13 protein-coding genes and 1 pseudogene are annotated in these 13270 nt (G+C 64.1%); 2 read left to right on the top strand and 12 right to left on the bottom strand.

The window, feature by feature from the left end:
* Window positions 1-226 precede the first annotated feature (226 nt).
* Window positions 227-1123 carry a LysR family transcriptional regulator gene (locus ABLE71_RS01525; RefSeq protein ID WP_348781613.1) on the top strand — a complete coding sequence of 299 codons (897 nt, stop codon included), beginning with the start codon at window positions 227-229 and terminating at the stop codon, window positions 1121-1123.
* A gap of 292 nt (window positions 1124-1415) precedes the next feature.
* The gene (locus tag ABLE71_RS01520) at window positions 1416-2159 is read left to right on the top strand and encodes an SDR family NAD(P)-dependent oxidoreductase (RefSeq protein ID WP_348781612.1); all 744 of its coding nucleotides are present in this window, start codon (window positions 1416-1418) and stop codon (window positions 2157-2159) included.
* A 255-nt stretch (window positions 2160-2414) separates the two neighbouring features.
* Here ABLE71_RS01520 and ABLE71_RS01515 read toward each other — a convergent pair whose 3' ends face one another.
* The 12 genes and pseudogenes from ABLE71_RS01515 to ABLE71_RS01460 all read right to left on the bottom strand — a co-directional run bounded on the left by ABLE71_RS01515 (window position 2415) and on the right by ABLE71_RS01460 (window position 13259).
* The gene (locus tag ABLE71_RS01515; RefSeq protein WP_348781611.1) at window positions 2415-3689 is read right to left on the bottom strand and encodes an L-fuconate dehydratase; all 1275 of its coding nucleotides are present in this window, start codon (window positions 3687-3689) and stop codon (window positions 2415-2417) included.
* Between the two features lie 44 nt (window positions 3690-3733).
* Window positions 3734-4465, bottom strand: coding sequence for an SDR family oxidoreductase (locus tag ABLE71_RS01510; protein ID WP_348781610.1), 732 nt, complete (start codon window positions 4463-4465; stop codon window positions 3734-3736).
* A gap of 164 nt (window positions 4466-4629) precedes the next feature.
* Window positions 4630-4744 (bottom strand): annotated as a pseudogene (locus tag ABLE71_RS01505) (sugar ABC transporter ATP-binding protein); the annotation flags it as partial.
* Between the two features lie 73 nt (window positions 4745-4817).
* On the bottom strand, window positions 4818-5867 hold the full coding sequence (locus ABLE71_RS01500) for an L-idonate 5-dehydrogenase (RefSeq protein WP_348781609.1): 1050 nt from the start codon (window positions 5865-5867) through the stop codon (window positions 4818-4820).
* Entirely contained in the window at window positions 5864-7270 is a 1407-nt protein-coding gene (locus tag ABLE71_RS01495; RefSeq protein WP_348781608.1) for a TRAP transporter large permease, read from the bottom strand. The genes ABLE71_RS01500 and ABLE71_RS01495 overlap by 4 nt, the downstream gene beginning before the upstream one ends.
* Window positions 7271-7273: 3 nt before the next feature.
* Window positions 7274-7843, bottom strand: coding sequence for a TRAP transporter small permease (locus ABLE71_RS01490; RefSeq protein ID WP_348781607.1), 570 nt, complete (start codon window positions 7841-7843; stop codon window positions 7274-7276).
* A 77-nt stretch (window positions 7844-7920) separates the two neighbouring features.
* On the bottom strand, window positions 7921-8895 hold the full coding sequence (locus ABLE71_RS01485) for a sialic acid TRAP transporter substrate-binding protein SiaP (protein WP_348781606.1): 975 nt from the start codon (window positions 8893-8895) through the stop codon (window positions 7921-7923).
* 58 nt (window positions 8896-8953) lie between these two features.
* Window positions 8954-9661 carry a FadR/GntR family transcriptional regulator gene (locus tag ABLE71_RS01480; protein WP_348781605.1) on the bottom strand — a complete coding sequence of 236 codons (708 nt, stop codon included), beginning with the start codon at window positions 9659-9661 and terminating at the stop codon, window positions 8954-8956.
* Window positions 9662-9899: 238 nt separating this feature from the next.
* Window positions 9900-10886, bottom strand: coding sequence for a dihydroxyacetone kinase subunit DhaK (gene dhaK / locus ABLE71_RS01475; RefSeq protein WP_348781604.1), 987 nt, complete (start codon window positions 10884-10886; stop codon window positions 9900-9902).
* A gap of 58 nt (window positions 10887-10944) precedes the next feature.
* Window positions 10945-11373, bottom strand: coding sequence for a hypothetical protein (locus tag ABLE71_RS01470; RefSeq protein WP_348781603.1), 429 nt, complete (start codon window positions 11371-11373; stop codon window positions 10945-10947).
* Between the two features lie 4 nt (window positions 11374-11377).
* Entirely contained in the window at window positions 11378-12964 is a 1587-nt protein-coding gene (gene ptsP / locus ABLE71_RS01465; protein WP_348781602.1) for a phosphoenolpyruvate--protein phosphotransferase, read from the bottom strand.
* Window positions 12948-13259 (bottom strand): HPr family phosphocarrier protein, encoded by a 312-nt coding sequence (locus ABLE71_RS01460; protein WP_348781601.1) that lies wholly within the window; start codon window positions 13257-13259, stop codon window positions 12948-12950. Before ABLE71_RS01460 ends, ptsP begins: the two co-directional genes overlap by 17 nt.
* Between the last annotated feature and the right edge of the window lie 11 nt (window positions 13260-13270).

Below are 13270 nucleotides of genomic sequence, written 5' to 3'. Positions count from 1 at the left end.
TTCATGTCCTCCCCGACAAGAGCTGACACACCGCAATACAGCGTAAGTGTTGGATAAACAGTACTTTATGACAGCTGCATCGGCGGATAGTGGCCGTGCGAGCTGTGGGTATCGGCCTCGGCCCGCGCCTTCCCCAACAACCACGGGCTGCCCCATCTTGGGCGCTTGCACCGACCGCAATGTAGTGGATAATCCGAGCCACTTTTCAGCAAACGGATTAATAATCGTGGACCTGAACCCGGTAGCCGTGTTCGTGAAAATTGCTCAGACAGGCAGCTTCAGCGAAGCCGCGCGCCAACTGTCCATGCCGAATTCGACGGTAAGCGCCCAGCTGTCCCGCCTCGAACGGCAGCTCGGCGTGACCCTCCTGCAGAGAACGACGCGCAAGCTGCGGCTGACCGAGGCCGGGCAAGCCTATTTCGAGACGGCTTCGATCGGTGTGGAAGCGATTCTGGATGCGGGCGCGCAGGTCTCTGCCGCGCAACAGGAACCCCGGGGAACGCTTCGGATCTCAGCCCCCATAGACATGGACGAAGCGGTCGTGAAGCTGTTGTCAGACTTTCGGATGCGATATCCGAAGGTGGCGCAAGAGGTGCATTTTTCACAGGATGTCGTCGATCTGTTTACGAGCAACATCGATGTTGCCATCCGTGCCGGTTCGTTGAAGGATTCCCGGCTTGTCGCGCGGAAAGTCGGGACAGGGACCTGGGTTCCTGTTGCAAGCCCGGAGTATCTTCGCGCGCAAGGCCGTCCCGCGCATCCCGAAGAGCTGAGCAGGCACAGCCTGATTCAGTTCGAGCAAAAGGGGAAGGCGCAATGGCTCCTCCGGCGTGGCACCGCCGTAGCGACCGTTCCGCTATCGAAGCAGATCATCACCAATCACCCGGCAGCGGTTAGATCCTTCGCCATTCGCGGCGAAGGCATTGCGCTCCTCCCGACCTACCTTTGCCGGAGTGAATTCAGGGATGGGACGCTCGTGCGCATCCTTCCGGAATGGACCGGCGAAACCGACCCAGTCAATCTGGTGTACCCGGCCCAGCGGTTTGTTGCCGCCAAGTTGCGCGTCTTCGTCGATTTCGCGGCAACAGCGCTCGCGGACGTTCTAGCTGCCGACGTTGCGTAGGTGGTGCGCCCGATCGTCGCCCGCGCGGGGGGAGAAACCGCGCGAGAACCATGCTGGCGAGCTCCATCTGCGCACGCTTTGTACGGGCCTCGCACAACCGGCTTCAGACTGACCCCTGCCGGTCGTCTGAGACGAAAGCCAACGCCCGGTCCCCGCACGCCATTTGCCATCCTGTTGAAAAATGTTTCCACATCATGCTGCCTAATGCGTGATGTCCTGTGGGCCTACATGACTCGGGCCCAATGGATGCTGCGGCGCCCCGCAAGTGCTTTCCGGACAAGGAGATTGAGTCATGTCTACGCATACAGGAAGAGTTGCCGTTGTCACGGGTGCCGGAAATGGCATCGGGCAGGAAGCCGCCATTCAACTGGCGCGACGCGGTGCGCAAGTCGCGCTGCTCGATCTGGGCGACGTCGCGGAAACAGCCGCCCGGATTTCAGAAGCTGGGGGTGAGGCGCTCCCGCTGCAGGCCGATGTGAGCAGCCCCGAAGACTGGGCGCGCGCCGCCCAAGCGGTCGAGGCGAAATACGGAAGGGCCGATATTCTCGTCAACAATGCCGGGATCTATCCCTTCCAGGCGTTCGACGACCTCGACTATACCCTTTGGAGCAAGGTCCTGCGGATCAACCTCGACAGCCAGTTCCTTGGCGCGAAGGCTTTTGTGCCGCTGATGAGACGCAACGGCTGGGGCCGCATCGTCAACATCGCCTCGAATTCGATTGCGACCAACGTGGCCGGCATCACCCACTACATGGCGAGCAAGATGGGAGCCATCGGGTTTACGCGAGGTCTCGCCAACGATCTCGGCGATTCCAACATTACCGTAAACGCCGTCGCGCCGGCGCTCACGAAGACGGCGGGAACGCGAGACAGAGACCCCGAAGAGTTCAGGCAAGTCGTCGCTATGCAGTCGATTAAGCGGGTGGCCGAGCCTTCGGATATTGTCGGACCGATCCTGTTTCTGACCAGCGATGACGCCCATTTCATGACAGGTCAGTTGTTGGTGGTCGATGGCGGCATGTTCAAGGTCACCTGAGAAATTGACACGCATGCCGTGCTCTCCGCCTGCTGCTCCACGTGGACATTCTGGGCTGACGGGCTGCCGGACCCGAGTGATACGCGCAATGCACTTGGAATGGCTCTTACGGTGTCACTAGACGCGCCGCCTGAGCCTCCGGGTTTTGGAGTGTTCCGGTTCTAGCGGTTCGATTCTGACATTTGCATCAGGTGAGTGTTGTCGAACCGGCAAATTGTTGGGAAGGCGGTTCGACCGTCGGCAAGCATCGGGCAGCTATCGGCGAAATACGTTTTCCGCGATCGAAGCCGGCTTCATCTCGATAGAGAAACCCGGCGCCTTCGGCGGCATGTAGGCGGCGTTCTCGATGACGCAGGGCTCCAGGAAATGTTCGTGCAGATGGTCGACATATTCGATCACCCTGCCATCCTTGCTGCCCGACACCGCGACGTAGTCTATCATCGACAGGTGCTGGACGTATTCGCATAGGCCCACGCCGCCGGCATGCGGCCAGACGGGCAGCCCGTATTTGGCGGCCAGAAGCAACACGGCGACCACTTCGTTCAGTCCGCCCATGCGGCAGGAATCGATCTGCACGATGTCGATCGCGCCGCCGGCGATGAACTGCTTGAACATGATGCGGTTCTGGCACATCTCGCCTGTGGCGACCTTCATCGGCGCGACTGCGTCGCGGATCTTCCGGTGGCCGGCGACGTCGTCGGGGCTGGTCGGCTCCTCGATGAAGAGGGGATTGGAGAAGGCCAGTTCCTTCAGCCACTCGATCGCTTGGCCGACTTCCCAGACCTGGTTTGCGTCGATCATCAGGTGGCGGTCCGGGCCGATCGCCTCGCGCGCGATGGTGAGGCGTCGGATGTCGTCGGCGAGGTCGCGGCCGACTTTCATCTTGACGTGGTTGAAGCCGGCGTCGATGGCTTCCCTGCACAGGCGTCGCAGCTTGTCGTCGTCGTAGCCCAGCCAGCCGGCCGAGGTCGTGTAGCAGGCGTAGCCTTCCTTCTCGAGCGTGGCGATGCGCTCCGCCTTGCCTGGCTCGGCCTTCCTGAGGATGGCAAGCGCCTCTTCCGGCGTGATCGCGTCGGTGAGGTAGCGGAAGTCGACGATGGCGACGATCTCCTCGGGCGACATGTCGGCGACCAGCCGCCAGACCGGCTTGCCGGCCTCTTTGGCCCAGAGGTCCCAGAAGGCGTTGACGACAGCGCCGATCGCAAGGTGCATCGCGCCTTTGTCGGGGCCGATCCAGCGCAACTGGCTGTCGCCGGTGAGGTGCCGCCAGAAGCGGCCCGGGTTCTCCTTCATGCGGTCGAGGTCCTGGCCGACCACGAGATGGCGCATCGCCTCGATCGCCGCGCAGCAGATTTCGTTGCCGCGACCGATGGTGAAGGTCAGTCCATGGCCGGCGAGACCGTCGTCGCTGTCGAGGATGACGTAGGCGGCCGAATAGTCCGGATCGGGATTCATAGCGTCCGAGCCGTCGAGATGCTGCGAGGTCGGGAAGCGCAGGTCGAAAACGCGCAGATTGGTGATGCGGGTCATGGCGGATGCCTGATGTTGGTTACGGAGTGGAGGCTCCCCGATCGCTAGATCGTCCAGCCGCCGTCGATGTTGTAGGCCTGCCCGGTCGTGTAGGTGGCGCCGGCTAGATAGACGGCGAGGTCGGCGATCTCTTCGGGCGTGCCGATGCGGCCGATGGGCTGGCGCGCGATGAATGCCTTGCGGGCGGCTTCGTAATCGCCCTGCGCACGCAGGCGATCGTCGAGCGAGGGGCTTTCGACGGTCCCCGGGCAGATGCAGTTGCAGCGTATGCCCCTGGCGACATAGTCGGCGGCGACCGCTTTGGTCAGGCCGATGACGGCTGCCTTGGACACGCCATAGGCGAACCGGTTCGGCACGCCCTTGATGCTGCCGGCGACCGAGGCGACATTGACGATGGCGCCGTCGCCGCGCTCCAGCATGCCGGGCAGGACGGCGCGGATGGTGCGGATCATCGAGCGGACGTTGAGGTTCATCGCGAAGTCGAACTCCTCGTCCTTCATATCGAGGATGGTGCCTGCGTGGACGAAGCCCGCGCAGTTGGCGAGCACGTCCAGCGTGCCTGTCCCGCCAACAAAGGTCCGCACAGCCTCGTCGGAAAGCACGTCGAGCTTGCCCGTGGTGATGTTGGGCTCGGAGCCGATCTCGTGCAGCTTTTCGAGATTGACATCGGTGGCGTGAACCTTCGCGCCGCTTCTGGCGAAGGCCAATGCGGTCGCCCTGCCGATGCCTTGAGCGGCGGCGGTTACGAGAACGGTCTTTCCGGTGAGGTCGGTCATGGATTGTCCTGTCGTTTCAAGTGTGTCGTGTCTCTGCCACCCTCGCCGGCGCGAGTCCACGCGTCGCCGCGACACACCTTGGGTTTTCGCGCCGTCCGCGCCTCGACGAGATTCATTTGCGGCGAGCTAAAGAAGCTGGCGACGAAGCGCATCGCCGGACCATCGAGATGTTGCGCGCGCGGAGGCAGGTCGTTGACGACTCTGCTGCCGATACGGATATCGCCGCCCGAGAACTCCTCCAAACCAGCGATCATTCCGGAGCGTCATCGACTTGCCGCAAGCAAGAAAGCAATGGCGCGGAGTTTCAGCTTTTGGTGGGCAGCGGAGCCCACGGTCCGCGCAAGAAGCGCGATCAGCATAAGTCCCGGTTCAACACCACCTTGACGCTTCTCGAACGGTCCGATGCCAGTCGGAAGGCCGCTTCTGCCGACGAAAGCGGAAACTCGGCGGTGACCAGTTGGAGCACGTCGACAGCCCCGCCGGTGATCAACCCGACGGCTTCGTCGAACTCCCGGCCGAAGCGGAACGTGCCCTTGAAATCCAGCTCCTTTGCCATGATTGCGTTGGCGGGAACTTGTATCTGGCCGCCTGGCAGATTGCCCACCTGCACGAGGACGCCGCCGCGCCGTACGCTGGCGATCGCGGATGCGAGCCCAGCCGGCGAACCGGTCACCTCGAAGGCGACATCGAACCGGCGTCCGCGGACAGCCTCCGCAAGTTCTTCGCTGCCTTCGCCGACATTGATGATCCGGTCCGCGCCAAGTTGCGTCGCCAACGCCAGGGGCGCGGCTGCTATGTCGACCATCGTGGCGCTGCTGCATCCTTTCAGCTTGGCCGCGAGCATGGTCAAAAGACCGATCGGGCCTGCCCCGAACACAATGACGCTGCGATCGCGAAGGTCACCGGCGCGCATAACCGCGTGCAGGCAGACCGCGAGCGGTTCGGCAAGCGCCGCCGCCGCGTAGGGCGTCGTGCCTGGCACCTTGACGCATTGCGCGGGCGTGGCGTCGAAGATGCTCGCAAACCCCCCCTGCATATGCGGTGTCTTCGATGCGGAACCCATGAAGAAGATGTTCTCGCAGAGGTTCGGGCGTCCCTCTCTGCAATAGCTGCAGTGTCCGCACCAGCGCGATGGGTTGACGGCCACGCGATCTCCGACGGCAAGACCTGGCGCGCTGCCGTTGATCTCGACGATGTCGCCCGCCACTTCATGTCCGAGCACCAGGGGCGAGCTCACGACGAAGTCTCCCGTGCGGGCGTGGCGGAAATAGTGAAGGTCCGAGCCGCAGATGCCGCCTGCGCCGAAGCGCAGGCGCACCATGCCCGGCGCCAGCGGCCCTAAGTCGCTCTCGACGATACGCAGGTCTTCCGGTGCGAACAGCGTAGCGGCATAGGTATTCATCGTATCAGACCGAGTTGGGTGGGCAGCCAGAGGGTGACCTGGGGAATGAAGGTGATGATCGCAAGTGCGATGAACAGCGGCACGAGCCAGGGCGCGATCGCGATGGTGGTCCGTTCGATAGAGAGCTTGGATATGCGCGACAGCACGAAAAGGATCATGCCGACGGGCGGCGTCAAGAGTCCGATCATAAGGTTGAGCGTGATAATCAGTCCGAGATGAACCGGATCGACGCCGTAGCGAGCCGCGATCGGCATCAGGATCGGCACCAGGATGGTGATTGCCGCGATCGTGTCGAGGAAGCATCCGACGATCAGCAGCAGGATGTTCACGATGATCAGGAAGGTCCACCAGTCGTCGGTCAACCCGAACATGAAGTTGGCGAACAGCGCCGCCGCCTGGCTCACTGTCAGCAGCCAGGCGAAGATCGAGGCGGCGGTCACGATGAACAGCACCGAGGCGGTGGTCTCGATGGTCTCGAAGCTCGCCTTGGCGAGCGTCCTGAGCGTCATGGTTCGGTAACGCACGAGGCCCAGGAACAGCGACCAGATGACGGCCGCGACCGCGGCTTCCGTCGGCGTGAACCAGCCCATGGTCATGCCGCCGATCAGGATGATGGGCGTCATCAGCGCCATGACTGCGGAGAAGTCGTAGTACCAGTCGACGGCGATCAGCACGACGAGGCAGAGCACCACCGCGACGTTCACCGACAGGCCTGCCGCGTGCAGCAGGTAGACGCCCACCGGAAAGGCGAAGACGATGACGATCTCGAGCGCGGCGGAGCCGAGGCGCCTGAGCTCGAACGGCGTGTCGGATCCCCACCCCTTTCTGTAGGCGAAGATCGCGACCGTCACCATCATCAGCGCCGTCATCACGATGCCCGGCAGGATGCCGGCCATGAACAGTGCGCCGATCGAGACGTTCGCCATCATGCCGTAGATGACGAAGGGCAGCGACGGCGGGAAGATTGGCCCGAGCGTCGCCGAGGCCGCGGTGACGCCGACTGCCGCTTCGATCGGATAGCCGTGGTCCCGCATCGCCTTGATCTCGATCGTGCCGATGCCGGCGGCGTCCGCCAGCGCCGTTCCCGACATGCCGGAAAAGACGACCGAGCCGATGATGTTGACCTGCGCCAGGCCGCCGCGCATCCAGCCGACGAGCGCCAGCGCGAAGGCGTAGATGCGGCCGGTGACGCCGGCGATGTTCATCAGATTGCCGGCGAGCACGAAAAAGGGCACGGCCAGCAACGGGAAGCTCTCGACGCCTGCGATCATGCGCTGGGCGGCGATGATGTCCGGCGCCACGCCGTAGATGATGAGATAGAGCAGCGACGATGTCGCAAGCGATACGGCGACGGGCGCGCCGACGAGCATTAGGATCAGAAATGAGCCGATCAGCAGCAGCATGTGTCAGGCTTCCTTGACCGGAATGTCGTCGCCGTCGAGGCGCGGACCGCCGCGGCGGATATCGCCGACGAAGACCTGGATCGCGCGCACGAACATGAGCGCGAAGGCCGCGAGCACGGAGTAGAAGACGATGCCGCGCGGCAGGTTGACGGTGACCATGCGCTCACTACCGACGATGGCGACATAGCGCCAGAACAGCCATGTCGCGTAGCCATAGAAACCGATGGTGACGAGATCGACCGCCAGCGCAAGCCAGCGTCCGATGGCCGGCGGCACGACCCGGTAGATGAAGTCGACCCTTATGTGGCGCGACAGGCGCACGCACATGGCCGAGCCCAGGAATACCGTCACGATCAGGCAGTTGGTTGCGATCTCCTCCGTCCAGGCGAGGCTGTTGTTGAGCACGTAGCGCGTGAAGAACTGCAAAATGACGCTGACCGACATGCCCCAGAAGGCGACCATCGTCACCCAGTCCTCGACGGCGTGCATGGAAAGGTCGACCGGCGCCGCCTCTTCTTCGAAGGCGTGCGCGATCTCCTCGACTGTGACGGGCTTGCGTGGCATCTCGGCCATCGGCGCGGCCTCCGGGACGGACGGTCGGATCGGGTGAAAGGGCGTCCGGCGCCGACGGCGCCGGACGCGTCAGGCGGCTACTGGATCGCGCGGATGGCTTCCCAGTCGGCCTTGTCGTATCCGAACTCCTCGAAGGTGACTTTCTCCATCACCGTATTCTCGAAGTCGGCGCGGTCGACCTCGGTCACCGACAGCCCCTTGTCCTTGAACTCCTGCACGAGTTGTTTCTCGCGCGCGACGATCTTCTCGGTGGCCCGGGCGGCAGCTTCCTGCAGGACTTCGGTGAAGATCTGCTTGTCCTCGTCGGAGAGCGAGGCCCAGCGCGTCTTCGAGATGATCGTGTTCAGATGGTCGACGATGTGGCCGGTGAGCACGATGTGCTTCTGAACCTCGTAGAACTTCTTCGCCTCGATGGTGGTGAGCGGGTTCTCCTGTGCCTCCACCGTGCCGTTCTGCAGCGCCAGGTACACTTCGGCGAAGGCGATCGGCGTGGTGTTCGCTCCGCAGGCGCGCGGCATGGCGAGGTAGGCCGGCACGTCCGGCACGCGGATCTTCAGGCCGGCCATGTCGGCGCATTTTGCGATCGGCCGGTTAGAGGTCGTATGCCGCGTGCCGTAGTAGGTCGTCGCGGTGATGTGGTGGCCGGTCGCCTCTTCATAGCCTGCCGTCAGCTTCTTGTAGGTGTCGCTCTTGGCATATTTGAGCAGGTGGTCGCCGTCGCGGAAGATGAAGGGGAAATAGGTGACGCCGATCGGCGCATAGGACCGCGCCGCGAAGCTCGAGCCCGAGATGATGATGTCGACCGTGCCGAGCGTGAGGCCCTGGTTGATGTCGCTTTCCTTGCCGAGCTGCGAGGCCGGGAAGACGTCGATGGTGTAGCGCCCGTCGGTCCGCTTCTTGATCTCCTCGGCCGCCCACACGGATTCCGTGTGGAAGGGTTCCGAGGTCTCGTAGACATGCGCCCATTTGAGCGCCGTCTGCGCCGACGCCGGGGCGCAGGCGAGCACCAGGGCGCCGAGCGCCGAGGCGAGAACCGAATACTTCCTGATCATTGACTTCCTCCTCAGGGTTGACGTCCGGCCGAACTCCTCCCGGCCTTCATTGCCGAGCTCATGGCTCGAACCTCTCGCCGAAATTGCGCGAGAATCTGATTTGCGACAACCGCAAATGATTTTGCATCGCCGCCTTGGCGGCATCGGGATCATGGGCGGCGATCGCCGCGAGCACAGCCTTGTGTTCCTCAGTCGCCGCACGCCACGATTGACCATTTTCGAAGTAGCTCGATAGCCGTTCGAAATAGGGGTTCAATCGCAGGTCGAACATCTCGCCGATGAACCGTACCACGACCGCGTTGCGCAGGATGCCTGCCACGCCGGTGTGAAAGTCGCGGTCGAGCCCTATCGTCTCGGCCGAAGGGTGCGTTCTTGTCCTCATGCGGTCGAGCAGCTCTTCGAGCTTGCGGATGTCTTCGTCGCTTGCGTGCAGCGCCGCTTCGGCCGCCACCGCGCCTTCGACGAACTCGCGCGCCCGCAACAGCTCGAACGGTCCCTCGTCATTGTCGCGGGTCGGAGACGGCGATTGTTCGGCCAATGCGCGGACATAGATGCCCGACCCGACGCGGATGCGGACCCGCCCCTCCACTTCCAGCGCAATCAACGCCTCGCGCACCGTGGGGCGTGAAAGGCCGAACTGCTGGGCAAGCTCGCGTTCCGTCGGCAGGCGGGCGCCCGTGGCGTATTCGCCGCTGTCGATCAGCCGCCTCAGCTGATCGGCGACCTGGCGATAGAGCCTCGGCGGTTCAATGGCCTGTATCGGCATTGCTCCTACCCCTCCCAGGCAAGATCAACGATCGCAACTGGTCATTTGGTCTGACCGATTTCGATCGTGGGGTGATAAGCTTGGCGAGTCAAGCATGTGTTTGGGTCCAGGACATATGGACGGCGCCCGGGCGCCTTCGACACGCCGGCCTGCCGCCGGAGGGTCGGCGTCTCGTTCTGAACCTTTGTGCCGCCGGCGGCAGTGCGAGGCGGTTGTCCCCCCGACCGCCTCGCTGTCGCTACATTCCCCAGCGCAGCGCCGCCGTGTAGACCGGCGCATCCCACAGCTTCGCCGTCCTGTCGTCGAGCATGGTCAGCGTGATCGAGCAGCCGGCCATGTCGAGCGAGGTCACGTAGGAGCCGACCAGCGAGCGTGCGATCCTCACGCCGTGCTTCTCCAGCATCTTCCGCGCGCTGTTGTACATCAGGTAGAGTTCCATTGACGGCGTGCCGCCAAAGCCGTTGACGAAGAGCAGCGCGTCGCCCTTCGCTGCCGCGCCGAGGTCGCCGACGATCGCCGCGCAGATTTCTTCCGCGATGGCGTCGGCGGGCAAGAGCTTGGCGCGGCGCCGGCCGGGCTCGCCATGGATTCCGACGCCGAACTCCATTTCATCGTCGCCGATCTCGAAATTCGGCTTGCCGGCGGCGGGAACGGTGCATGAGGTCAGCGCCACGCCCATCGAACGGGTCGCGCGGTTGACCTTGTCCCCGAGCTGTTTGAGTTCCTTCAGCGCCAGCCCTTCCTCGGCCGCCGCCCCCAGAATCTTCTCGACCACCAGCGTGCCGGCGACGCCGCGGCGGCCGGTCGTATAGAGCGAATCCTCCACCGCCACGTCGTCATTGGTGACGACCTGCATGACGCCTTCCGACATCTCGGCGGCCATCTCGAAATTCATCACGTCGCCTTCGTAGTTCTTGACGATGAACAGGCACCCCGCGCCGGTGTTCACGTCTGCCGCAGCTTCCATCATCTGGTCTGGCGTCGGCGAGGTGAACACCTGGCCGGGGCAGGCGGCGTCGAGCATGCCGTGGCCGACCAGCCCGCCATGCAGCGGCTCGTGGCCGGAACCGCCGCCCGAGATCAGCGCAACCTTGTTGGGCTTCAGCACCTTGCGGCGGATGAATTTACGGCCGCCGCCGAGCGTCACGATGTCGGAATGCGCCGCCGCGAAGCCGTCCAGGCTTTCGGTCAGCACGGTGTCGACGGCGTTGATGAACTTCTTCATGGTTCCTCCCATTGCTCCGTTCCGCCGGCTCCTCGGCCCTTGGTCCGGATATCCGTGATCAGCCGCCCCTGCCGGCGATGCTGGTGATCTTGTGGATGAATTCGTTTATGGCGCGGTCGAGCGCGGCGTTCTGCTTGGTGTCGCCGAGATCGGGCACCGTCAGCGAGATATGCCGCGTGCGTCGCATCTCGCCGTCCTCCGATGCCTTTCCCGGATGCGCCACACGATACGCCGCAAGGAATGCGTCGCGCTCCTGCTTGCTGAAATGGCAGACCGAGAAGATCGCCGGCAGGTGCTTTGACGGTATCGGCGTTGAATAGGTCGGGCTGGTGATCTGCGTCACGAAGCTGCGGTGCTTGCCAAGCGCGTCGGCGAGGCGCTGGCGCGTGCCCGAAGGCCGCTGCTCGATGACGGTCGACAGCACATTTTTGTAGGCGCGGATCACGTCCTCGGCGTCGACGGGTGGGGGCGGGGGCTTTTTTGCCATTGGCTTAGATTGACACGCCGGCGATGGCCGCCTTGGCGAGTGCCAGTTGCGCCGGCACGACGGAGAGGTCGCGCAGGCCAGCCTTGAGCAGATGCGGGATGGCCGTCGGGTCGCCGCCCGCGTCCCCGCACAGGCTGACCGGGATGTCGTGCAGAAGGCCGAATGCCGTGACGGCCGCGATGAGCCGCAGCACCGCCGTGTTGGTGACCGAGTTCAGCGCAGCCACCGCCGTGTTGTCGCGCGCGGCCGCCATAACATACTGCGTCAGGTCGTTTGAACCGATCGAGAAGAAGGCGACGTTGGAGAAGAGTTCTGGCGCGATCGCTACCGACGGCACTTCGACCATGATGCCGAGAGGCGGCATCGCGTGCGGCTGGCCTGCCTCGCCGAGGTTTTTCGCTTCCTCGGCAAACAGCGCTGCCGCGCGCGTATATTCCTCCGGCACCGATATCATCGGGAACATCACCTTCAGATTGCCGTCGACCGCCGCCCTCAGCAGCGCTCGGATCTGGACGCGGAAAACCTCCGGCCGCGCCAGCGACAGGCGGATTCCCCTCAAGCCGAGGAACGGGTTGCCTTCCTCGACGGTGAAGCCCGGCACCGGCTTGTCGCCGCCGGCGTCGATGGTCCTGATCGTCACCGGCTTGCCATCCGCCCATTCGAGCACCTTGCGGTATGCGCGGTACTGCGTCTCCTCGTCGGGCAGTTGCTTGCCGAACAGGAATTCCGTGCGCATCAGTCCGACGCCGTCGCAGCTTGCGATGTCGATGCGGTCGACGTCGGCCGGGTCGGCGACGTTGACCAGCACGCGTACCGGCACGCCGTTCTCCGTTGCCGCCGGCTTCATCACGCCATCCTCGGCGCGCCGGCGGCGCTCGCCATAGGCCTTCGACGATTTACGGAAACCGTCTATGTCGCCTTCAGTCGGACGAAGGACGATGCCGCCATGCTCCGCGTCGAGCAGGGCAAGACCGGCGATGTCCATCCCGGCGCTGCCAAGCCCGACCACCATCGGCACGCCGCGCGAGCGCGCCAGCATCGCCACATGGCTAGCCGAGCTGCCGTTCGAGAGCGCGATGCCGCCGCCGGCCGACCAGTCCGTCGCCAGGAACCGCGTCGGCGCGATGTCCTCGCCGAACAGGATGGCGCCCGGCGGGGCAGTCCGATCGCCGGCCGAGGTCAGCGCGTCGAGCACCTGTTGGCGGATGTCCTTCAGATCGGCGGCTCGCGCCCGGAAATACTCGTCGTCCGCCGCCTCGTAGCCGGCGATCTGCTCGGCGAGAGCATCCGACCAGGCCTTGTCCGCCGGCGTGCCTGCGTTGATCGCATCGAAAGCCGGGCCGGAAAGCGAATCGTCGGCAAGCATGGCAAGCTGGAATTCGAGCATGTCGGCCGCATCGCCGGTCGAGGCTGAGGCAAGTGCTGCGAGCTGATCCGAGGCCGCTTGGATCGCGGCCTTCAGCGCCTGCGCCTCCGCTGTCGCCGAACCTTTCAGGACATAGCTGGCGGTATCGCGGTCCAGGCGGAAGATCGGGCCTTCCGCATAGCCTCCCGAAGCGGGGGATCCCGTCAGCCTAAGCGGTCCGGACATGGGCTTCGCCCTCGGCCGCCTCGTCGAAATCCCGCTCGACCAGCTCGACCAGGGCCCTGACGGCGCTCTCGGCGCCTTCGCCCTTGGCCCTGAGATGAAGCACGGTACCCTTTGGCGCTTTGGCGGCCATCACCTTGACGATGCTCTTTGCATCGAACCATGGCCCGTCGGCGGCGAGCGCCATCTCGACATCGGCCGCAAACGTCTTGGCCAGCTTGGTGAACTTCACCGAAGGCCGGGCGTGGAGCCCGACCGCATGGGTGATCTCGACCTGTGCCGCCGCTTTAGCCGACATCGTTTCTTCCT

Source organism: Mesorhizobium sp. KR9-304 (genome assembly GCF_040049215.1).
Classification (GTDB): domain Bacteria; phylum Pseudomonadota; class Alphaproteobacteria; order Rhizobiales; family Rhizobiaceae; genus Mesorhizobium_K.
The sequence above is the reverse complement of the archived record's forward strand: the minus strand, read 5'-3'. Positions and strand labels throughout refer to the sequence as shown.

What these genes read in the sequence shown, in the direction of transcription:
- ABLE71_RS01520 (WP_348781612.1), top strand. Translation starts at nt 1,416, where the DNA reads ATGTCTACGCATACAGGAAGAGTTGCCGTTGTCACGGGTGCCGGAAAT.
- ABLE71_RS01515 (WP_348781611.1), bottom strand. Translation starts at nt 3,689, where the DNA reads ATGACCCGCATCACCAATCTGCGCGTTTTCGACCTGCGCTTCCCGACC.
- ABLE71_RS01510 (WP_348781610.1), bottom strand. Translation starts at nt 4,465, where the DNA reads ATGACCGACCTCACCGGAAAGACCGTTCTCGTAACCGCCGCCGCTCAA.
- ABLE71_RS01500 (WP_348781609.1), bottom strand. Translation starts at nt 5,867, where the DNA reads ATGAATACCTATGCCGCTACGCTGTTCGCACCGGAAGACCTGCGTATC.
- ABLE71_RS01495 (WP_348781608.1), bottom strand. Translation starts at nt 7,270, where the DNA reads ATGCTGCTGCTGATCGGCTCATTTCTGATCCTAATGCTCGTCGGCGCG.
- ABLE71_RS01490 (WP_348781607.1), bottom strand. Translation starts at nt 7,843, where the DNA reads ATGGCCGAGATGCCACGCAAGCCCGTCACAGTCGAGGAGATCGCGCAC.
- ABLE71_RS01485 (WP_348781606.1), bottom strand. Translation starts at nt 8,895, where the DNA reads ATGATCAGGAAGTATTCGGTTCTCGCCTCGGCGCTCGGCGCCCTGGTG.
- ABLE71_RS01480 (WP_348781605.1), bottom strand. Translation starts at nt 9,661, where the DNA reads ATGCCGATACAGGCCATTGAACCGCCGAGGCTCTATCGCCAGGTCGCC.
- dhaK (WP_348781604.1), bottom strand. Translation starts at nt 10,886, where the DNA reads ATGAAGAAGTTCATCAACGCCGTCGACACCGTGCTGACCGAAAGCCTG.
- ABLE71_RS01470 (WP_348781603.1), bottom strand. Translation starts at nt 11,373, where the DNA reads ATGGCAAAAAAGCCCCCGCCCCCACCCGTCGACGCCGAGGACGTGATC.
- ptsP (WP_348781602.1), bottom strand. Translation starts at nt 12,964, where the DNA reads ATGTCCGGACCGCTTAGGCTGACGGGATCCCCCGCTTCGGGAGGCTAT.
- ABLE71_RS01460 (WP_348781601.1), bottom strand. Translation starts at nt 13,259, where the DNA reads ATGTCGGCTAAAGCGGCGGCACAGGTCGAGATCACCCATGCGGTCGGG.